Source organism: Salinisphaera shabanensis E1L3A, from assembly GCF_000215955.2.
In the GTDB taxonomy this organism is placed as follows: Bacteria; Pseudomonadota; Gammaproteobacteria; order Nevskiales; family Salinisphaeraceae; genus Salinisphaera; species Salinisphaera shabanensis.
Genome location: NZ_AFNV02000031.1, coordinates 1 through 20,442, shown reverse-complemented (window position 1 = coordinate 20,442; position 20,442 = coordinate 1). Strand labels below are relative to the sequence as shown.

Genomic DNA, 20,442 nt, shown 5'->3' with positions numbered 1-20,442 from the left:
AAATTATGGGGTCCAGTTCAACTGGTGGATACGGATCATTTGCTCTCAGCGCAGAAAAAAGCCGGCGAGGCGGGCTTATCCGATATAGCTTTACAATGCCGCACTAGGGCGGATTAACGAGTCGACACGCTCGCTACCAAAGCTACCAGCCGGTTCCTGCGCCGTATTTTTCGATAGCATCGACAGATAGCCGTTATTCCTGCTGCCGGGTGTTGGATGAATAATCGATCGACGGAAGCCAAGAGACGCGAAAATCAGCTCAGGCCATCAGGGGGGCGCCCGTACAGCCTGAGTTGCGTTGATCTGACGCCAGGTGATCCAGCGCTGGGTCCGCCAGACCATCAGCATTCGGATGGTCTCCTATCAAGACGGGCTTAAGATGGGGGTGGGTGTACGTCTGTCGAGGACGTAGCGCTGTGTTCTTGCCAGAAGCGCGCATATAGAACGAAATCGAACGGTGAAGACGAGACGATTCGATCGGCACGTATGACTACTTCGAAACGGCTTGCGGCCGAGGCATCGGATTCGATCTGACGACTGGCCTCGACGTAATCGGTTGTCAAGGTCAGCGTTTGAGTTTCTGGATCGCGGTAGCCGCTGGCCAACGGCAACAATTCTATACTGCGGCGGTGACCGGCTTCGGTGGCAGGGCATTCCGCGATGGTGCCGATATAGACTTTATTGGTATCCAGTGTGAGCTGGACAAGCCGGAAGTTGGTCGGCTGGTGCGCTGCGTACCATTGCGCCTCGAAAGCATCGTCGCGGTTGGCGCGCAGATAGTAAATGTCTCGACTACGTCCCCGCCATTGAGCTGCCTTATTGAGCGCGCTGGGTGCGATAATCCCAAAGCCCAGTGAATATAGGCATACGATCGCGAATGATGCGTTTCCGGGTTTGATGGCCGGGGCAATGACGTCGGCCAAAGCATCGATAAAGACCGCATACGGTGACGTCGAAATCGCTGCGAAGAGCTTGTTCGTGAGCAAGCCCAGGGCAAGAAGAATAGTGCCGAAAAGAACGACTTGATAGGCGATTAGACCTGGCCGTTCATGCCGTAGTCGATAACAGAATTGCCAGGATCTTGTTAGAAGCCAGTATGCCCCCGCGGCCGGCAACAACAGCAGGAACGGCGCATCGTTGCCCATTCGTCTTTGCTAGGCAGATTTTCTATTCGTGAAATGGCCTTTTTTAACAAGATCCTTCACGGCATCCAATTGCTGTTGATAAGCCTTCGAATTCACCAGAGCCGGGATGTCGGTCTGCCAGCCGCCACGACGATTAACGGTCACGAAGCCAGGATTATCGTCAGACCGCGATCCGGAGTGCGTGCGACGTTTTTTAGTGTCTGACATATCCACCTCTTTCACTTTCAAGAGTTGATAATGCGCATTGTGCCGCTTGGATACAAGAGCGATGCAATTCAATTTCGTGCCCTCGGTCAAACGCTCAGATGTCGGTTCACGATTTCGTTGGTGAGTTCGTCGATATTACCCTGGGCGACCAGCCGCCCGTTGTCGAGAATCCGGAATTCGTCGGCCACGCGCCGCGCGAAGGGCAGTTTCTGTTCGACCAGCAGTACGGTAAGGCCGTCCTCGCGGTTGAGTTTTTCCAGCGTGTCGCCGATCTGGGCCACGATATTCGGCTGAATGCCTTCGCAGGGCTCATCGAGAATCAGCAGCGTCGGATCGAATACCAGCGCCCGTGCGATGGCCAGTTGTTGCTGCTGACCGCCGGACAGATCGCCGCCGCGACGGCTGCGCATGTCCTTCAATACCGGAAACAGTTCGAATATGCGATCGAGCGCTGCGCGCGAACGATCGCGGCGTACGTATAGCCCCAGTTCGAGATTTTCGGCGACCGAAAGCTGACCGAAGATTTCACGGCCCTGCGGCACATAGCCGATGCCCAGCCCCGCGCGCTTGTCGGCGGGCAGTTTGAGCAGATCGGTATCGCCGAAGCGAATCTCGCCGGTTGCGGGTACCAGGCCCATGACGGTCTTGAGCAGGGTCGTCTTGCCCATGCCGTTGCGACCAATCAAGCAACTGATGGCCCCCGGCGTGACGTCCAGATCGACATCCCAGAGGATATGACTGCCGCCGTAATACTGGTCGAGCCCACGGATCGTCAGACTCGGCGCGGTGTCGATTTTTTGTACGGCATCATTCACCGAGATAGACCTCCACGACCTTCGGGTCGTTCTGAATCTTGTCCATGGAGCCTTCGGCGAGCACGCGGCCTTCGTGGAGCACGGTCACGGTACGCGCGATCGAACGCACGAATTCCATATCGTGTTCGACCACGACGACCGAACGCTTGCCCGCCAGACGCACGAGCAGTTCGGCGGTGCGTTCGACTTCCTGCGGCGTCATGCCGGCCACCGGTTCGTCGACCAGTAACAGCTCCGGCTCCTGCATGAGCAGCATGCCGATCTCCAGCCACTGTTTCTGCCCGTGTGACAGCGCGCCGGCGAGTGTGTGCCGACGCTCGGCCAGGCCGATCAGTTCGAGCGTTTCGTCGATATGTGCCGACTGTTCGCCGGACAAACGGGCGAACAGAACCGGCCACACGCTGCGGGCGCCGGCCATCGCCAGTTCCAGATTTTCGTGCACGGTATGGTTTTCGAATACCGTGGGTTTCTGGAACTTGCGCCCGATACCGGCCTGGGCGACGCGCGGCTCGTCGAGCGTGAGCAGGTCGATATTCTGGCCAAACCAGGCACGCCCGGCGTCCGGCCGGGTCTTGCCCGTGATCACGTCCATCATCGTGGTCTTGCCGGCGCCGTTGGGGCCGATGATGCAGCGCAGCTCGCCGGCGTTCACGTACAGCGTGAGTGCATCGAGCGCCTTGAAGCCGTCGAAGCTCACGGTTATGTCCTCGACGTAGAGGACCGTGCCGTGGCGCACGTCCGGCTTGGCGCCCGCAGCGGGGCGATTGACGAAATCGAATACCCGCGAGCGATCGGAGAAACTTTCCAGCAGGGCCGGTTTTTTCATGACGGCTCCTTTCGGCGAATCTGCCGGCGCAGTTGTGAAACCAGTCCGACGATGCCTTTGGGCAGAAACAGGGTGACGGCCACGAACAGCGCGCCCAGTGCGTATGGCCATATTTCCGGAAAGGCCCCGGTCAGCCAGGTCTTGGCGAAATTCACCACGCCGGCGCCAAGAGCCGCGCCGTAAAGCGTGCCGCGCCCGCCGACCGCGACCCACACCACGGCCTCGATCGAGGCGATGGGCGAGAACTCGCTCGGGTTGATGATGCCGACCTGCGGCACGTAGAGCGCGCCCGCCACGCCGGCAAGCATGGCCGAGATAGTGAAGATCCAGACCTTGTAGAGTTCGACACGATAGCCGGTGAAACGGGTGCGGCTTTCCGCGTCGCGAATGGCTTCGAGCACGCGTCCGGCGCGCGATGTGACGATAAAGCGCGCGATCAGAAAACCGATCAGCAGCCCGACGCCAGAGGCCACGAACAAAGCGACGCGGGTACCGTCTGACGACAAGCTGTAGCCGAGAATGTCCTTGAAATCGGTCAGGCCATTGTTGCCGCCGAAGCCCATTTCGTTGCGAAAGAACGCCAGCATCAGGGCATAGGTCATCGCTTGGGTGATGATGGCGAAATACACGCCGGTCACCCGTGAGCGAAATGCCAGCCAGCCGAACACCAGCGCAAGCAGGCCTGGCACGAAAACGACCATGGCCATGGCCACGGCAAAGATATCCATGCCGTGCCAGTACCAGGGCAACGTGTCCCAGTTCAGAAATACCATGAAGTCCGGCAAAACCGGGTTGCCGTAGACGCCGCGATCGCCGATCTGGCGCATCAGATACATGCCCATGGCATAGCCGCCGAGCCCGAAGAAGGCCGTATGGCCAAGACTCAGAATGCCGCAATAGCCCCAGATCAGATCGAGCGCTACCGCGAGCAGGGCATAGGTCAGATACTTGCCGATGAGCGCGACCGTGAAGTTCGAAACGTGCAATGCACTGCCGGGTTCGGCCACCAGATTGCACAGCGGAATCGCCACGGTCAGCGCGATCAGCACGACCACGAAGATCAGGCTGCCGGTATCGCCGAGCATGCGCGTGAGTACCGGGCCGTGGTTGGCATGGGTGCGTGTCATCAGCTGCCCTCCGCCGTGCGGCCTTTCTGCGGGAATAACCCGCGCGGTCGCCGCTGAATGAACAGAATGAGAAAGATCAGCACGATGATCTTGGCCAGCACTGCGCCGGTCTGGGGCTCGATGAACTTGGTCAATACGCCCAGCGACAGACCCGAGACGAGCGTGCCCCAAAGATTGCCGACCCCGCCGAAGACCACCACCATGAACGAGTCGATGATGTAACTCTGGCCCAGGTTCGGGCCGACGTTGGTCAACTGGCTCAGCGCTACGCCCGCGATACCGGCCACACCGGAACCCAGGCCGAAGGTCAGGGCATCGAGGCGCTGCGTGCGTATACCCATCGCCCGTGCCATATCGCGGTTCTGCGAAACCGCACGCACTTTCAGGCCCAGCGACGTCTTTTGCATCACCAGAATGAGGGCCGCGAAAACGGCCATCGAGAACGCCAGAATCACGAGCCGGTTGGCGGTGAGCGCGAACAGGTCGTTGAACCGGATCAAACCGCTCATCCACTCGGGCGAGGCGACCGACCGGTTGAGCGGGGTAAACACGCTGCGTACCAGTTGCTGCAGGAAAAGGCTCACACCGAAGGTGGCCAGCAGCGTTTCCAGCGGGCGCCCGTAGAGCCACTGCACGATCGAGCGTTCGATGAGAATGCCGACCAGCCCCGACACGATAAATGCCGCCGGCACAGCCAATACGAGCGCCAGGCCAATATGACCGGGCAACAACTGCTGCATGACAAAGGCGGTATAGGCGCCGAGCATGATCAGCTCGCCGTGGGCCATGTTGATCACGCCCATGACGCCGAATGTGATCGCCAGGCCGATACCGGCGAGCACCAGAATCGAGCCCAGGCTCAGGCCGAAGAACAGGGTTTCCAGGTAATCGTAGACCGTGCGCCACCAGTCGATACGTTCGACCTGTTCGGCCGCGGCCGCACGCAGGCGCGCCTGATCGGCGTCGGCCGTGTCCTCGGGAATGAGGATGAGCATGTTCTTGAGACGGTTGTAGACCATCTGGCTGTTGTCGCCGGACAGCCGCTCGATCGCGGCGAGCTTGGCGTCGTTGTCGCCGGTGTTCAGATCGTTGATCGCCAATGCGCGATCGATGGCTTCGAGTACGTCGTCGTCGGTTTCGCTGGCCCGATGCGCGCGCATGGCGTCGGCGGCGTTGTCGTCGAGCTTTTCCGACATGGTTTCGACGGCGGCCAGCCGGGTCTCGGCGTCCTCGGCGCTGAGTTTGAGCTGGGCCTGGGCCGCGCCTATGTTCTGGCGCAGGCCGATATTGGTTCGTACCGGGTCGAAATCGCGCGTCGAAGCGCGGCCGGCCGGTTCGAAAGTGATCGGGTCGCGCAGGTCGTAGTCGTTGCCGTTTTCTTCGGCCACGAAAACCTTGCCGTCCGATTCGCGAGCGACCAGCCGGTTATCGGCAAAGGCCGCCAGCAGTTCGGCGGTATGCGCCTGCGGGTGACTGGCGAGCGCACTCACGATGCGCCGTTTTTCCGGGTAGTTCGCTTCGCCCAATGCGGCGACCGTGCCCGCATAGTCGAAGCCTTCGTTTTCGGGGGCGGTATCGTCGGTCGCGCTCGGGGCGGCAGCGTCGTCGTCGCCCGCGGCGGGTGATACAGGCGGCGTGGCTGATTGCGCTGGCGCCGGTGTATCGGGCGTGCTTTGCGCGTCAGGCGTCGCGGCGCCGGCGCTCGGTGGGTCGCCGGTCGTATCGCCCTTGGCCATTGCCGCGGTCGTGGCGAACGCGATGCCAAGCACGACAAGTATCGCGATCAGTCTGCGCGCTGCGCCGGTTGTTCTGAATCTGTCCATGGCGGAGTCATTGGGTAGCCGAAGGCACCGGGCCACGAGGGCCCGGTGCGAGGTGTCGTCACGCGTTGCGTCGAAGACGCGGCGCGACTGTTACTGCTCGGCGCTCTGGCCGGTGCAGGACTCGGTTTCGGTGTTGTAATGACCGCAGTCCAGATCGGCCCAATCGGCCTTGAGCTTTTTGCTGTCCGGCAGGAAGTCGGACCAGGCATCACCGGGGACTTCGTCGTCGGTTTCCCATACCACCGAGAACTGACCGTCGTCGGTAATCTCGCCTATATAGACCGGTTTGGTGATGTGGTGGTTGGGCAGCAATTCGGCGGTGCCACCGGTCAGGTTGTCGACCTTCAGGCCGGGCAGGGTGTCGATGACCGTGTCGACATCGGTGGTGCCGGCTTTCTCGACCGCCTTGGTCCAGAGATTGAAACCGATATAGGTGGCTTCCATCGGATCGTTGGTCACGCGATTGTCGTCACCGGTGTACGCATGCCAGTTCTCGATGAACTGTTCGTTGGCCGGCGTATCGATGCTCTGGAAATAGTTCCAGGCCGCGAGATGCCCGAGCAGCGGCCCGGTGTTGATGCCCGAAAGCTCCTGTTCGCCCACCGAGAACGCCACGACCGGAATATCGGCGGCCGAAATCTGCTGGTTGGCGAGTTCCTTGTAGAAGGGCACGTTCGCATCGCCGTTAATGGTGGAAACCACGGCGGTCTTCTTGCCGACCGAACCGAAGGCCTTCACACGCGAGACGATGCTCTGCCAGTCGGAATGCCCGAACGGCGTATAGTTGATCATGATGTCGGATTCGGCCACGCCCTGGTCCATCAGATACTGCTTGAGGATCTTGTTGGTGGTACGCGGGTAGACATAGTCCGTGCCCAGCAGCACCCAGCGCTCGACGCCGACTTCGTTCATCAAATAGTTCACTGCCGGAATGGCCTGCTGGTTGGGCGCGGCACCGGTATAGACGATATTGCGCGAGGATTCTTCACCCTCGTATTGCACCGGGTAGAACAGCAGACCGTTCAACTCTTCGAATACGGGCAGAACCGACTTGCGCGATACGGACGTCCAGGTGCCGAACACCACGTCGACCTTGTCTTGAGCGAGCAATTGACGGGCTTTTTCCGCGAACAGCGGCCAATTCGAGGCCGGGTCCACGACCACCGGCTCGAGCTGGCAGCCAAGCAAGCCGCCTTTTTCGTTCTGCTGTTTGATCAGCATGAGGGCCGTGTCCTTGAGCGTGGACTCGCTGATGGCCATCGTGCCGGACAGCGAATGCAGTACGCCGACCTTGATCGGGCAATCCGCCTTGGCATCCTCTGCGGCATGGGCGCCGGTAAAGGCGCCGAACGTCAGTAGCGCCGGCGCGAGTACGCGCGTGACGAGTTTGTGGCGTGTCGTTTTCTTCAACATGGGTTCCTCCGTTCTTCGATTGATGACAGAAGTCGTGACGAGCGCCTATCAGGCCGCGCCCGTGCGTATCGCATCGCGGGCCTCGAAAAGCCCGTGCAAGGTGATTTGGCGAACCGCGTCGCGGCTGGCCTTGATATGGGCTTCGAGCAGGTGCTGGGCGGGCTCGGCATGCCGTTCGCCCAGCAGCCGTAGAATCGCTGCGTGCTCATCGTAGGTCGCATCCACGCGGGCGGGCTTGACGAAATCCAGGCGTCGCACGATGCGAATGCGCTCGGTCACATCGCGATGAATACGCGCCATTTCGCGATTGCCCGCGGCCGCGACGATTTCGGCATGAAACTGTTCGTCTAACTGCCAGAGCGTCGTGCTGTCGGTTTCGCGGCGGGCCGTGTCGATACCCCAGGTCGCATCGAGTCCCGTCAACGCCGGCGGGCGGTTGTCGAGTGCACACAGCCGCTGCGCGGCCACGCATTCGAGCGTGATGCGTACATCGTAGAGTTCGTCGAACGCGTCGAAGTCCAGCGGTTTGACGTACCAGCCGTTCCGGGCCTGCACGTCGACATAGCCGTCGCGCTGTAGTCGGAACAGCGCTTCGCGTACGGGCGTACGGCTGGCCTGGGTGCGTTCGGCGATCTCGTTTTCGGAAATGGGATCGCCGGGCATGAGCTGAAAATCGAACAGCTCGGCCTTGAGTTGTGCATAGACCCGATCGGCCAGGTTCACACGCTTTGTGCTTGGGGGCTTGGCAATTCGGATTGTGTGCGCGGTGCTCATGATCAATCGGCTTCGATCACGAGCAGTACATCGCCGGCCGACACCAGCGTGCCCTGGTCGCAGCGCAGCGATTTCGCGGTGCCGGCACAGGGCGCTTCGACCGCGAATTCCATTTTCATCGCTTCCACGATTACCAGCGTGTCACCGGCTTCGACCCGGGCGCCTTCCTCGACCTGCAGCTTCCAAACATTGCCGGACACGTCCGCGGTAATGGCTTCGCCGTCGATGGCCTCATCGGCCGGTGCGGCCGCGGGGCCGGCTTTTTCCTCGGGTTCGGCTTCGGCCTGGGCTTGCCAATGTTCGACCTCCTTGGCGAAGGCGTCGTTCTGGCGCTCGCGAAACGCGGCGATGTCGTCGGCGTTGTTGTCGAGAAACTGCCGGTACTCGGCGAAGTCGAAGACTTCCTCGGTGATTTCGGCGTGCAGCCGGCCAGCCCGGAACTCGGCGCGCATCTTGGTGAGCGTGTCTTCGTCGACTGGGTAGTAACGCACCTGGTCGAAGAAGCGCAGTAGCCAGGGTTCGCCCGGGTCGAACTGTTCGTTGTGCCCGAACTTGTTCCAGATCGGCAGGGTACGGCCGACGAGCTGATAGCCACCCGGCGAATCCATGCCGTAGATGCACATATACACGCCGCCGATACCGACGGTGCCTTCGGCGGTATAGGTACGCGCCGGGTTGTACTTCGACGTGACCAGACGATGGCGTGGGTCGATCGGCACCGCACAAGGCGCGCCGAGGTATACATCGCCCAGGCCGAGCACCATATAGCTGGCCGCAAGAATCGTGTCCTGTACTTGTTCGCGCGTATCCAGGCCATTGATACGCTGGATGAAATCGACGTTGTTCGGCAGCCACGGCGCGGTATCGCGTACCGACTGGCGGTAGCGCGATACGGCATCCAGCGTGGCGCTGTCTTCGAACGCCAGCGGCAGGTGCAGTACGCGCGTATTGAGCTTGAGGTCGTCGACGTCGGGCAGGTCGGCCTCGATGGCGAGCAGCGCGTCGATCAGATCGCGCTGGTGGATACGCCGGCCGTCGTAGTTGACCTGTAGCGAGCGCACGCCGGGCGAGAGCTCGAGAATGCCGTCGACCGGGTTCTTCTCCAGCGCCTGCATGAGCAGATAAACGCGCAGCCGAAAACGCAGATCCAGAACGTTGGGCCCGTACTCGATCAGAATATAGCGATCGCCCGCCTGGCGATACGCCACGGCGGGACGGCTGCCTTCGGCCGGGCGTTCGGCCAGCACGCAGGGCGAGACCGTGTCTGCCGGCGCGGGCAGGGCCTCCGGCTCGCGTTGCGCCGGCACGACGAGATCGTCGCAGGCAGCGTCTTGTTCACGCTGCAGTGCGGCCGCCTCGTCGAAGCCGAGTTGCACAAAACGAATCGTATCGCCCGGAGCCACCTGGCCGACTTTCCAGAGTTCGGCCGCGGCAATGGTCACTGGGCAGACGAAGCCACCCAGGCTCGGCCCGTCGCGGGTGAGGATCACCGGCATATCGCCGGTGAAATTGATGCTGCCGACCGCGTATTCCGTATCGTGTATATTGGACGGATGCAGGCCGGCCTCCCCGCCGTCTTCGCGGGCGAAGGTCGGCTTGGGCCCGTTCAGACGAATACCGAGCCGGTTCGAGTTGTAGTGGACTTCCCAGTCGGTTTTGAAGAAGCGGGCGATCGAGTCCTGCGTAAAGAAATCGGGCGCGCCGTGCGGGCCATAGAGCACGCCGATTTCCCAATGCGAACCATAGTCCGGCACGAGCGCGTCGGGGGCCGTCTGCGGCTCGCGGATCGGGGCGGGCGTCGGTGCGTTGGGTTTGGACGCATCGCAAACGGCGAGCATGTCGGTCGCCCGCAGCGGCCGACCGGCATGACCGCCGAACTGGCCCAGGGCAAAGGTCGACTTGCTGCCAAGGTAGTCTGGCACGTCGATGCCGCCGCGTACCGCGATATAGGTGCGACAGCCGGATTCGGCCTTGCCAACGACCAGCGTCTGCCCGGCCTTGGCCTCGATCGGTGCCCAGGAATCGACCGGCTGGTCGTCCAGCGTGGCGGCGGTCTTGGCGCCAGTGAGCGCGATTACAGCATCGGTATGAAAGCGAATCGTCGGCCCGAGGATGGTGCATTCGATGCCCGCTGCCGAGGCGTCGTTGCCGACGATGGCATTGGCCAGACGAAAGGCATAGTCGTCCATCGGCCCGGACGGCGGCACGCCGATATGCCAATAACCGGTACGGCCGGGGAAATCCTGGATGCTGGTGTAGGTGCCGGGTTTGATGATTTCGAGAAACGGCGGCTCATAGTCGAAATCGGCCAGAAAGGCGGTCGAGACTTTGCCGGCCGCGAATTTTTCGTTCGCCACGATCTGGCGCAGATAGTCGAGATTGGTGGCGATGCCGGACAGCCGGGTGGCATCCAGCGCGTTCGCCAGCCGGGCGAGGGCTTCGTCGCGGGTATCCCCATGCACGATCAGCTTGGCGATCATCGGATCGAAATGCGACGACACCTCGGTGCCCGCTGCGACCCAGGTGTCCACGCGCGCATGTTCGTCGAACACGACCTCGGTCAGAACGCCCGGGGACGGCTGAAAGTCGCGCGCCGGCTGTTCAGCATAGATACGCACCTCGATCGCGCAACCCTGGGGGTTGGCCTCGAAGGCGCTCAGATCGGGCGGTGAGCCGGCCGCAGTGCGCACCATCCATTCCACGAGATCGACGCCGGTCACGGCTTCGGTAATCGGATGCTCGACCTGCAGGCGCGTGTTGACCTCCAGAAAATAGAATTCGTCGCGGGCGCCGTCGTAGATGAATTCCACCGTGCCGGCCGAGCGATAATTTACGGATTCGCCCAGACTGATCGCAGCCGCCATCATGGCGTCGCGGGTGGCCGCCGGCAGATGCGGCGCCGGCGTTTCTTCGACGACTTTCTGGTTGCGTCTTTGCAGCGAACAGTCGCGCTCGCCCAGCGCCACCACCGTGCCGTTGCCGTCGCCAAAGATCTGAATTTCCACATGGCGAGCGGACTCGATGAAGCGTTCCAGAAACACGCCGTCGTCGGAGAAATAGTTCTGGCCCAACCGGGCCACTTTTTCGAACGCCGCTTCCAGTTCCGGCTCGTCATTACAGCGCGACAGTCCAATACCGCCGCCGCCAGCGGTGGATTTGAGCATCACCGGATAGCCGAGCTCGGCTGCGGCTGTCTTCGCGTCATCCAGGCTGTCGAGCAGGCCGGTGCCGGGGGCCAGCGGCACACCGGCATTCTCGGCCAACTCGCGTGCGGTGTGTTTGAGGCCGAACTGTTCGATCTGCTCGGGCGTGGGGCCGGCAAAGGCAATGCCGGCATCTTCACAGGCGCGGGCGAAATCCGCGTTTTCGGACAGAAAACCGTAACCCGGAATGATCGCCTGTGCGCCTGCTTCACGAGCGGCCGCCAGCACGGCGTCAACATTCAGATAGCTGTCCGCCGCGGAATCGCCGCCGAGGGCAATCGCCTGATCGGCCGCGCTGACATGGCCGCTGTCGCGATCGGAATCGGCATAGACGGCGACGCTTTTCACGCCCATCGTCTTGAGCGTACGCGCGATGCGCACCGCGATTTCGCCGCGGTTGGCGATGAGTACGGTATCCAGTTCTGCCATTAGTCGTTCGCCTTTGCTTTCTGGTCTGCGATATAGGCGCGCCAGCCGCCGAATTCGGTCACGTCGCGGGCGGTCTCGGCGGCCCAGCCTTCACAGATGAAACCTTTCACTTCGCGGCCGTCGGCCAGCGTCAACGTGCCGATGCCCAGCGGTGCTGGAATGAGTGCAACGAATGAGCCAAACGCCGCCACGGGCACATCCCAGAGCTCGACCTGAATCGCTGCGCCGCTGTCGCCGCGGATCAACCCCGGCTTGGGTGGCGTGGTGCCGGCAAGCGCCAAAAGACGGTATTCGGGCGCGGTTTCGGTCTGTTCCACGAAGACCGCATCGCGTTCGGTGAGCTGCCAGTTCAGCGGCATGCCGCGCAGGTGTGCGCCGACCACGGCCACACGGATCATGTCCGTCGCTGGTGCTGTGACCGTTGTGATCGTGACTTGCGACGCGAGGCGTTCGCCCGTGCCCAGCGGCCACGGCTGATGGTTTTGCCAGCGCGCACCGAGCGCGGCGAGACGATCGTCGTGCCATGCCGGTGCAATGAGCGTGATGCCGGCGGGCAGGCCGTCCTCGCGAAAACCACCCGGCAGGGCGAGCGCGCAGTAATCGAGCAGATTCACGAAGTTGGTATAAGTGCCCAGGCGGCTGTTGAGTTCGACCGGCTCGGCTTCGATCTCGGCCTGGCTATAGATGCTCGGCGATGTGGGTACGAGCAGCGCGTCGACGTTTTCGATGAGAGCGTCCGCTTTGCGCTTGAGCGCCGACAGCGCGTACTGGGCCCGAAAGGCGTCGACCGCGCTGGCGTTCTTGCCGCCGGTAATAATGCCGGCCACCACCGGCTCGGCGGCATCGGGATTCGCATCGATGAACTCGCCCACCGCGGCATAGCGCTCGGCGACCCAGGGGCCTTGATAGAGCAGGGCGGCGGCTTCGTGGAACGGTGTAAAGTCGAGTTCAACGATCTCGGCGCCGGTCTGTCGCCAGCGTGCTATAGCGGCTTCGAACGCGGCGCGTGCTTCATCGTCGCCGAAGAATTGCGGTTCGGTCGGAACACCCAGTCGCGGCGTTGTGGCGCTGGCCTGTGCGCCGGGCGCGTCATGGGGTTTGCGACGCGAATAAGCGTCTTCTGTATCGAACTCGACGAGTACATCGCGCACGGCGTCGGCGTCGCTCATGTCCAGCGCGAAGATGGATACGCAGTCCAGTGACTTGCAGGCCGGCAACACACCGCGGGCGCTGATGGCACCGCAGGTTGCTTTAACGCCTACCAGGTTGTTGAATCCGGCCGGCACGCGTCCCGAGCCGGCGGTATCGGTCCCTAGCGAGAACGCCACCAGCCCGCGTGCGACTACCGATGCAGAACCCGAGCTCGAGCCTCCGCTTATATAAGTGGTGTCGAATGCATTCGGAACCGCGCCATACGGTGAGCGGGTACCCACAAGCCCGGTCGCGAACTGGTCGAGATTGGTCTTGCCCAGCAGGATCGCACCCGCGGCCTGCAGCTTTTCGACCACATGGGCCGATCGCTCGGGTGTGTACCTATAGTCCGGGCACGCGGCCGTTGTGGGTAGCCCGGCGACGTCGATATTGTCCTTGACCGCAAAGGGAACACCGTAAAGCGGTAGCGCAGATTCTCTGCCTTCTGCGCGTTCGAGTCGTGCCTCGAGCGCATCCAGCTGGGCGTCCAACTCGACGCCGCTAATAATATGAATCCAGGCTGGATCGTCGGGCGAAAGCGTCTCATGCAAGGTATGGAGCGCGGCGCGCGGCGTCTTTACGCCGTCGGCATAAGCGGTGTGCCAGTCGGCGAGGGTCGAAATCGTCATATGAGCTGCATACAGGTATGTATACAACGGATATGCAACGCATGTGCCAGCACGAATCTACGGTTTGCAGACGATGCGGGTCTGTTCTGGCGCGGTTGCCAGATGATCTAGTAGCGGACTAGATCGTATTCGACCTTTTTTAGGGCGCTAAAACAGCTTCTGCCCGTATGTGGTGCAGCGCGTTCGGCAACTGCTAAAACAAACCGGACTCCAGGCCTGCTGCCATCATCAGGCCCAATTCTTCGCACTGTATTTCGAAAGCGGGATCGAACGGCCCGCGGCATATCAGCGGTTCCTGTACGCTTTTCCAGCGAAGCCCGCCCGTAATACTTTCGACTGCGCGGCGTGTGCCGGTGCCATCCTGGCCCGCGCGGACATAGAACGCGAACGGCAGCGCATCGGTGTGTTCCAAGCAGTGGTAATAGCTGCGATCGAAAAAATCCTTGAGCGCGCCGCTCATGGTGCCGAGGTTTTCGGGCGTGCCAAGAATGACGGCATCCGCGGTGAGTACATCCTCGGGCCCCGCTTCCAGGGGTGCGATCCACCGTGCTGTGACGTTATCGATATCGGGATTTGCAATGCCGCGCAGCACGGCGTCACGCAAGCGACGCGTGTTCTTTGACGGCGCATGGGCGATTACGGCGACCTGGCGCACGGGTTGACTCATGGGCGTAAATCCTTAGAAAAGAAAATTAAAATGTTTGGAATTTAATGGCCCGGTAACTAATTAATGCGACGGTGATCGGTTCGATACACGACGCGCAAAAAAAAAAGACAGCGTCGACTATTGGTGCATAATGGTTATATGGCGATGTCGTCAGGTTTGAATAGAGGACTGCGGTCCATTCAGGCGCCAGAACGGGCGGTACAGAAAATAATGCAGCACGGTTGGCGCTCTTTTTCCATGACATCAAATTAAATTGTAAAAGATTTATCGTTCTTGTATTCCGCGAAGCGGTGTACGGTTTCTGGCTATTGCGCGATCAGAAAACGTCGTGTCCCATTTGTAGCCATCTAAAAGTTTCAAATGACAGCTGAAGTTGCTGAACGCAATCGCGAAAGATGCCCTAAGTGTGAGAGCTATGGCGTGCTGCCGCTGCGTCGGCACGGCTTCAGGAAAATGATGAATCTGCGTAACTACTACCGCTGCGTCGACTGCGGACATCGGTTCCTTCAGCGTCGTCGCTAGGCGTTCTCATATTGGCTTGATGCTATCCTTGCGCCATATTCCCAGGCGCATGTATTCACTGAATGAATGTTCGGGACATTGACCTGAACCTGCTCGTCTTCCTCGACGCGCTTTTACGTGAGCGCAGCGTAACCAAGGCTGCGCTGGCGATGGATCTCAGCCAGCCGGCGATGAGCAATGCGCTTCGACGCTTGCGCAAACTTCTGGGCGATCCGGTGCTGGTGCGTACTGCCAATGGCATGCAGCCTACCGACCGCGCGCTCAAGCTCCAGCGGCCGGTGCGCAATGCCTTGGCCCAATTGGAAAGCGCGATCGCGCCCAACCGCGCTTTCGAGCCTGCGACAGCCGAACGGCTTTTCACTATTTTGATCACCGACTATGCGGCGTCCGTGCTCATGCCCCATGTTGTGGGTGTGCTTGAGCAGGAGGCGCCGAATATCGCGCTCAATATTCTGAGTGCGGGCAGCGATGCAATCGACCAGATCGAGCGTGGCGAAGCCGATCTGCTGGTCAATCGTTTCGGCAAACTGCCGGCCAATTTCCATCAGCAGCAGCTTTGGAGCGATCGCATGGCGTGCTTGATCCGCAAGGATCATCCGGCCTTGGTCGAGGCCAATGGCGAGCTGACACTCGAAACTTTCCTGTCCGAGAAACATATTCTGATCACACAGACGGGCGTTGGCCTGAGCCGGATCGACGAAGTACTGGCCGATAGCGGCAAGTCGCGCCAGATAAGCGTGCTCACCCGTCACTATCAGCTGCCGCGAGAGCTGGTGGCGAACAGCAACATGATCGTGGCTCTGCCGGCGCGTATTGCCCGCTATCAGGCCCGCCATCTTGGCCTGGCCGTGCTCGATCCGCCGCTTGAGCTGCCCGAATTCCATATTGGCATGACCTGGGGCGCGCTCGATCATCACGACGTGGCGCACCGCTGGCTGCGCGAACGCATTATCGCCATCGCCCGCGAACATTTAAGCTGACAGCCGGGCAGGCGTCTGCCGCGATTTCAAAGAACAAAAGGAGAGTTTCATGACCGATCGATTCGATCTGACCGGCCGTATTGCGCTGGTCACGGGCGCAGGTGGCGGCCTGGGCAGCGGCTTTGCCACCGCACTGGCCGAGGCCGGCGCCAAGGCGGTGCTCTGCGGGCGTCGCGAAGGCCCGCTCGTGACCACCGCAGACGTGGTACGCGAAGCCGGCGGCGAAGCCATGGTGGTGCCCATGGATGTGAGCGATGCCGAGTCGGTCGCGGCCGGTTTCGATGCCGCCGAACAGGCCTTCGGCACGGTGGACGTAGTGGTCTGCAATGCCGGCGTGGCCGTGGCCGCCCCGGCCATGGACATGGAGGAGGCCGACTGGCTGAAGACCATCGACGTAAATCTCAACGGCTGCTGGCGGGTGGCCACCGAAGCCGGTCGCCGTCTGCGCGCGACCGACAAACCGGGCAGCGTGATCAATATCACCTCGATCCTCGGCCACCGCGTGGCGGCCGCTTTGGCGCCCTATGCGGCCTCCAAAAGCGCGCTGGAGCAGCTCACCCGCAGCCTGGCGCTGGAATGGGCCCGTCACGGCATCCGCGTGAACGCGATCGCGCCGGGCTATATTTCGACCGATATCAACCGCGGCTTTTTCGAAACGGACGCGGGCCAGAAGATGCTCAAGCGTATTCCGCAGCGTCATCTCGGCCAAGTCGACGACCTAGTCGGCCCGCTGCTGCTGCTGGCTTCGGACGCCGGCCGCTACATGACCGGCAGTACCATCACGGTTGACGGCGGCCACCTGCAGTCCACGCTGTAGTCAGGTGCGCTGCCTGGTGGTCGTTGCCTGGCAGCCGGGTCGTGGTGTTCATGTGCGGCCGATAATGAACGCCGTTCACCATCGCGCTATGCTGGCTTTATTTGGCCGGACGATTATCCATGGCACGCCGCAGTGAACACACCCGCGAACAGCTGCGCGATCTCATGCTCGAGGCCGCCGAGCAGCTGATCGTCGACAAGGGCCTGGCCGGGCTGAGCGCCCGTGCCATCGCCCGCCAGATCGGCTACACGCCGGGCACCATCTACCTGGTGTTCGCCAACCTCGACGAACTCATCCTGCACGTGAACGCCCGCACGCTCGACCGGCTACGGGTCCCCATGCAGGCCGCGGTGGCCGCGACCGACGACCCCGAGCAGCAGCTGCTGGGCGCCGCGCGGGCCTATGCCGACTTTGCACGCAGCCACCCCAACCTGTGGCGGGCCTGTTTCGAACATCGCCTGCCCGAAGACGTGGCCGGCCCGGACTTCATCGACGCCCGGATCGCCCAGCTGGTGGAGCTCATCATGGCGCCGCTGGCCCGGGTGTCGGGGGCCGAAGGCGCAGCGCTCGATGCCGCGGCCCAGTCGCTGTGGAGCGGGGTGCACGGCGTGTGCATCCTCACCCTCACCGGCAAACTGCATATGGTTGGCGGCCAGGCGACTGAGCACCTGACCGACGACCTGGTTACGCATTATCTGGCCGGTCTGGTCATGCGCGCGGCGCCGGCTGATGCGCGTTGACAGGCGTTTCGCACGGTTCGCCGCTATCGAGCATGATTTGTACGCGGCGCTGTAGCTCGGCCGCGCTAGCCTGCTCTGGGGCGATCGCACTGCCAGCGATCAGTTCGATACGCGAACGAAAACGCTGCGGCAGTTGCTTCATGGCCGCGCCGCCCTTGCGTGAAAAGAAGCTGCCCCACATGCCGCGTAACGCCATAGGCACCACCGGCACCGGCGTGCGCTGCACTACGCGTTCCACGCCCTGACGGAATGCCTGCAGCTCGCCGTCGTGGGTAATTGCGCCTTCCGGGAACAGGCACACCACCTGGCCGTCTTCGAGCTCGCGCGCAATCGCATCGTAAGCCGCCTCCAGCCGTCCCGGATCTTCTTTGGCGGGGGCAATGGGAATGGCCTTGCCGGTCCGGAAAATGAACGACAGAACGGGTACATCGAAGATGGTGTGATACATCACGAACCGGGCGGGACGGCGCACCGAGCCGCCGAGAATGAGTCCGTCCATGAAGCTCACATGATTGCATACCAGCAGGACGCCGCCTTCCTCCGGGATGTTCTCGAGCCCGCGTTTTCTGACCCGATAAACCGTGCTCACCAGCAACCAGATGATGAAACGCATGGTGAACTCGGGCACCAGCGTAAAGATGAACACCACGACGGCCGCGGTCATCACCGCGGTGGCGAGAAAGAGGCCGGGAATACTCAAGCCGAGCTGCAGCGCGCCCACGGCATACAGCGAGGCCAGCACCATGAACAGCGCGTTGATGACGCTGTTGGCCGCAATGATGCGCGACAGTCGTTCGCGCGGGGCGCGCTCCTGGATGAGGGAATACAGCGGTACGATATAAAAGCCGCCGAACAACCCGATCAGGCCCAGATCGGCGAGCACGCGCCAGCTGCCGTCGAGCGCGAGAAAAGCGCTCAGGCCCACCTCATTGGCGTGTTCGGCTACGCCGGCAAATCCCAGGTGTAAGCTGAACAACACCAGCCCCGCCGCCCCGAACGGCACCAGACCCAGCTCGATACGCCCGCCGGAAAGCCGATCGCACAGCATCGAGCCGATGCCGATGCCCAGCGAGAACAACGCCAACAACAGGGTCACCACCGTTTCGTCGCCGCCCAGATCCACGCGCACGTAGTTAGGCAGCTGCGCCAGATACATCGCGCCCACTGCCCAGAACCAGCTGATACCCATGATCGACAGGAAAATCGTGCGGTTCTCGCGTGCATAACCGACGATGCGGATCGTTTCGCTTACCGGATTCCAGTTGAGCTTGAGATCGGGCGCGCTAGGCGCGGTACGGGGAATGAGCAAACTCACCAGCCATCCGAGCACCGCGAAAACCAGCACGCTGATGCCGATCACCAACGTACGATCGCCCACGGCATGCACCAGCTGCCCGCCTGCGATGGTGCCCAGCAGAATGGCGAGAAAGGTGCCCAGCTCCACCATGCCGTTACCGCCGGTGAGCTCGCGATTATCCAGATGGGCGGGCAGATAGCCGTATTTCACCGGCCCGAACAACGTGCTCTGTGCGCCCATGAGAAACAGCAGCACCATCAACAGCGCCAGGCTGTGCAGGGCGAAAGCCACGGCTGCGCCGGCCATGATCACGATTTCCAGCGCCTTGATCCAGCGCATGAGCGTAGCCTTGTCGTACTTGTCCGCGATCTGCCCGGCGGTGGCCGAAAACAGGAAAAAAGGCAGGATGAACAAGCCGGCTGCCACGTTCACGAGCACGTTCGCGCTCATGCCGCCTTCCGTCATTGCCCAGCTCGAACCCTGAAACGCGATCAGGATCACCAGCGCATTCTTGAACAGATTGTCGTTGAACGCGCCCAGAAACTGGGTAAAGAAGAACGGCGAAAAACGCCGCTCGCCAAGAAGCTTGAACTGTCCGGAAGCCATGCTGCGGTCCGAATTAATTAAACGGTGTTCAGTTTATAGCAGCGCAGCAATAGGCTGGCAAGTGGCGCGTCGATTTCCGTGCCGACGGGCGTACGGTCTTGCCTTTTCGAATTTGCAGTGTTCCAGTCTTGGCAAAGACAGCGATGTGCCGTTTCGAGCGGCGTGCCTGAAACCTGAATGCGTCGTTCAGGTTGGTGGAAATTCATGCGCGCTATTCGGTCTTTAAAAATAAGCAGTTATGATTAGACCGTTCCCCGCAGGCGCGGGGATAAACCGCGAATTCAAAAAACACTTTCTCGGCCTGTCCGCCGTTCCCCGCAGGCGCGGGGATAAACCGTGCGCGCATCGCGATCGACGTCGTACACGTCGCCGTTCCCCGCAGGCGCGGGGATAAACCGCAGGGATCCAACGAGAGGGATTTTCATGCGATCCGTTCCCCGCAGGCGCGGGGATAAACCGTTGTTTGTCGACCGCCTCCACGTCCTGCACAACCGTTCCCCGCAGGCGCGGGGATAAACCGCACTGGTGACTCACGACCGGTTGACCGTCTCCGCCGTTCCCCGCAGGCGCGGGGATAAACCGAGCTTAGACACGCTCTTTTCGCTCCTGCTAGCCCGTTCCCCGCAGGCGCGGGGATAAACCGGCACGGAGGCTGCGCCGCCGTACCTTCGCAATCCGTTCCCCGCAGGCGCGGGGATAAACCGGATGACCGCTATCTAAAGCGTCTGCGCTTAACCCGTTCCCCGCAGGCGCGGGGATAAACCGACCGGCTTCGCGATGACGTGGCGGTGGGCGCACCGTTCCCCGCAGGCGCGGGGATGAACCGCTCGAATTCATGCGCCGAAGCGCGCAGCACGCCCGTTCCCCGCAGGCGCGGGGATGAACCGCGAGGCCCGAGAGACCGGGAGGTCTCAAGCCACCGTTCCCCGCAGGCGCGGGGATGAACCGCGTGTAACCGACATGATCCGCACAGGAGTAGTCCGTTCCCCGCAGGCGCGGGGATGAACCGTGTCGAGGCTGCGGGTATGGGTTGTTCGGGGTCCCGTTCCCCGCAGGCGCGGGGATGAACCGTCACGAGCAGATCATCGACAAGAAGGTCTGCGCCCGTTCCCCGCAGGCGCGGGGATGAACCGCGCAACGGAGAAAGGCAATGAGTACCAACTTCCCGTTCCCCGCAGGCGCGGGGATGAACCGGCGTGGAAGCGATCAACAAGCTGCGAGGCCAGCCGTT

The 20,442-nt window shown here is 61.8% G+C and carries 15 protein-coding genes and 1 CRISPR repeat array; of the genes, 3 read left to right on the top strand and 12 right to left on the bottom strand.

The window, feature by feature from the left end:
• Positions 1 to 374: 374 nt before the first annotated feature.
• The 11 genes from SSPSH_RS16310 to SSPSH_RS16265 form a co-directional block, all read right to left on the bottom strand.
• Positions 375 to 1,145 carry a hypothetical protein gene (locus SSPSH_RS16310; RefSeq protein ID WP_006914728.1) on the bottom strand — a complete coding sequence of 257 codons (771 nt, stop codon included), beginning with the start codon at positions 1,143 to 1,145 and terminating at the stop codon, positions 375 to 377.
• A 9-nt stretch (positions 1,146 to 1,154) separates the two neighbouring features.
• Positions 1,155 to 1,373, bottom strand: coding sequence for a hypothetical protein (locus SSPSH_RS18805; RefSeq protein WP_152522849.1), 219 nt, complete (start codon positions 1,371 to 1,373; stop codon positions 1,155 to 1,157).
• Between the two features lie 65 nt (positions 1,374 to 1,438).
• Entirely contained in the window at positions 1,439 to 2,167 is a 729-nt protein-coding gene (gene urtE, locus SSPSH_RS16305; RefSeq protein ID WP_006914727.1) for an urea ABC transporter ATP-binding subunit UrtE, read from the bottom strand.
• A complete protein-coding gene (urtD, locus tag SSPSH_RS16300) occupies positions 2,160 to 2,993 on the bottom strand; it encodes an urea ABC transporter ATP-binding protein UrtD (protein ID WP_006914726.1) in 834 nt (277 codons plus the stop codon). Before urtD ends, urtE begins: the two co-directional genes overlap by 8 nt.
• Positions 2,990 to 4,120, bottom strand: a complete 1,131-nt coding sequence (urtC, locus tag SSPSH_RS16295) for an urea ABC transporter permease subunit UrtC (protein WP_006914725.1) — start codon at positions 4,118 to 4,120, stop codon at positions 2,990 to 2,992. Before urtC ends, urtD begins: the two co-directional genes overlap by 4 nt.
• On the bottom strand, positions 4,120 to 5,943 hold the full coding sequence (gene urtB, locus SSPSH_RS16290; RefSeq protein ID WP_006914724.1) for an urea ABC transporter permease subunit UrtB: 1,824 nt from the start codon (positions 5,941 to 5,943) through the stop codon (positions 4,120 to 4,122). The genes urtC and urtB overlap by 1 nt, the downstream gene beginning before the upstream one ends.
• A gap of 90 nt (positions 5,944 to 6,033) precedes the next feature.
• Positions 6,034 to 7,356 carry an urea ABC transporter substrate-binding protein gene (urtA, locus tag SSPSH_RS16285; protein WP_006914723.1) on the bottom strand — a complete coding sequence of 441 codons (1,323 nt, stop codon included), beginning with the start codon at positions 7,354 to 7,356 and terminating at the stop codon, positions 6,034 to 6,036.
• A gap of 48 nt (positions 7,357 to 7,404) precedes the next feature.
• Positions 7,405 to 8,130 (bottom strand): GntR family transcriptional regulator, encoded by a 726-nt coding sequence (locus SSPSH_RS16280; protein WP_021031898.1) that lies wholly within the window; start codon positions 8,128 to 8,130, stop codon positions 7,405 to 7,407.
• Between the two features lie 2 nt (positions 8,131 to 8,132).
• Complete coding sequence (uca, locus tag SSPSH_RS16275; protein ID WP_006914721.1) at positions 8,133 to 11,762, bottom strand: urea carboxylase; 3,630 nt, start codon at positions 11,760 to 11,762, stop codon at positions 8,133 to 8,135.
• Positions 11,762 to 13,582: an allophanate hydrolase gene (gene atzF / locus SSPSH_RS16270; RefSeq protein WP_006913831.1), complete on the bottom strand. Its 1,821-nt coding sequence runs from the start codon at positions 13,580 to 13,582 to the stop codon at positions 11,762 to 11,764. Before atzF ends, uca begins: the two co-directional genes overlap by 1 nt.
• Positions 13,583 to 13,775: 193 nt before the next feature.
• Positions 13,776 to 14,249 carry a flavodoxin family protein gene (locus SSPSH_RS16265; RefSeq protein WP_006913832.1) on the bottom strand — a complete coding sequence of 158 codons (474 nt, stop codon included), beginning with the start codon at positions 14,247 to 14,249 and terminating at the stop codon, positions 13,776 to 13,778.
• 584 nt (positions 14,250 to 14,833) lie between these two features.
• Between SSPSH_RS16265 and SSPSH_RS16260 the strand changes: the two genes are divergently transcribed.
• The 3 genes from SSPSH_RS16260 (at position 14,834) to SSPSH_RS16250 (ending at position 17,308) form a co-directional block, all read left to right on the top strand.
• The gene (locus SSPSH_RS16260) at positions 14,834 to 15,751 is read left to right on the top strand and encodes a LysR family transcriptional regulator (RefSeq protein WP_006913833.1); all 918 of its coding nucleotides are present in this window, start codon (positions 14,834 to 14,836) and stop codon (positions 15,749 to 15,751) included.
• 49 nt (positions 15,752 to 15,800) lie between these two features.
• Positions 15,801 to 16,568, top strand: coding sequence for an SDR family NAD(P)-dependent oxidoreductase (locus tag SSPSH_RS16255; RefSeq protein ID WP_006913834.1), 768 nt, complete (start codon positions 15,801 to 15,803; stop codon positions 16,566 to 16,568).
• A 119-nt stretch (positions 16,569 to 16,687) separates the two neighbouring features.
• Positions 16,688 to 17,308 (top strand): TetR/AcrR family transcriptional regulator, encoded by a 621-nt coding sequence (locus SSPSH_RS16250; RefSeq protein WP_006913835.1) that lies wholly within the window; start codon positions 16,688 to 16,690, stop codon positions 17,306 to 17,308.
• On the opposite strand, the gene SSPSH_RS16245 is transcribed toward SSPSH_RS16250, so the two are convergent.
• Positions 17,277 to 19,211 carry an MFS transporter gene (locus tag SSPSH_RS16245; RefSeq protein WP_006913836.1) on the bottom strand — a complete coding sequence of 645 codons (1,935 nt, stop codon included), beginning with the start codon at positions 19,209 to 19,211 and terminating at the stop codon, positions 17,277 to 17,279. The two genes, SSPSH_RS16250 and SSPSH_RS16245, sit on opposite strands and share 32 nt — an antisense overlap.
• A 247-nt stretch (positions 19,212 to 19,458) precedes the next feature.
• Positions 19,459 to 20,405: a CRISPR direct-repeat array (repeat unit 29 nt; unit sequence CCGTTCCCCGCAGGCGCGGGGATAAACCG).
• Positions 20,406 to 20,442 lie beyond the last annotated feature (37 nt).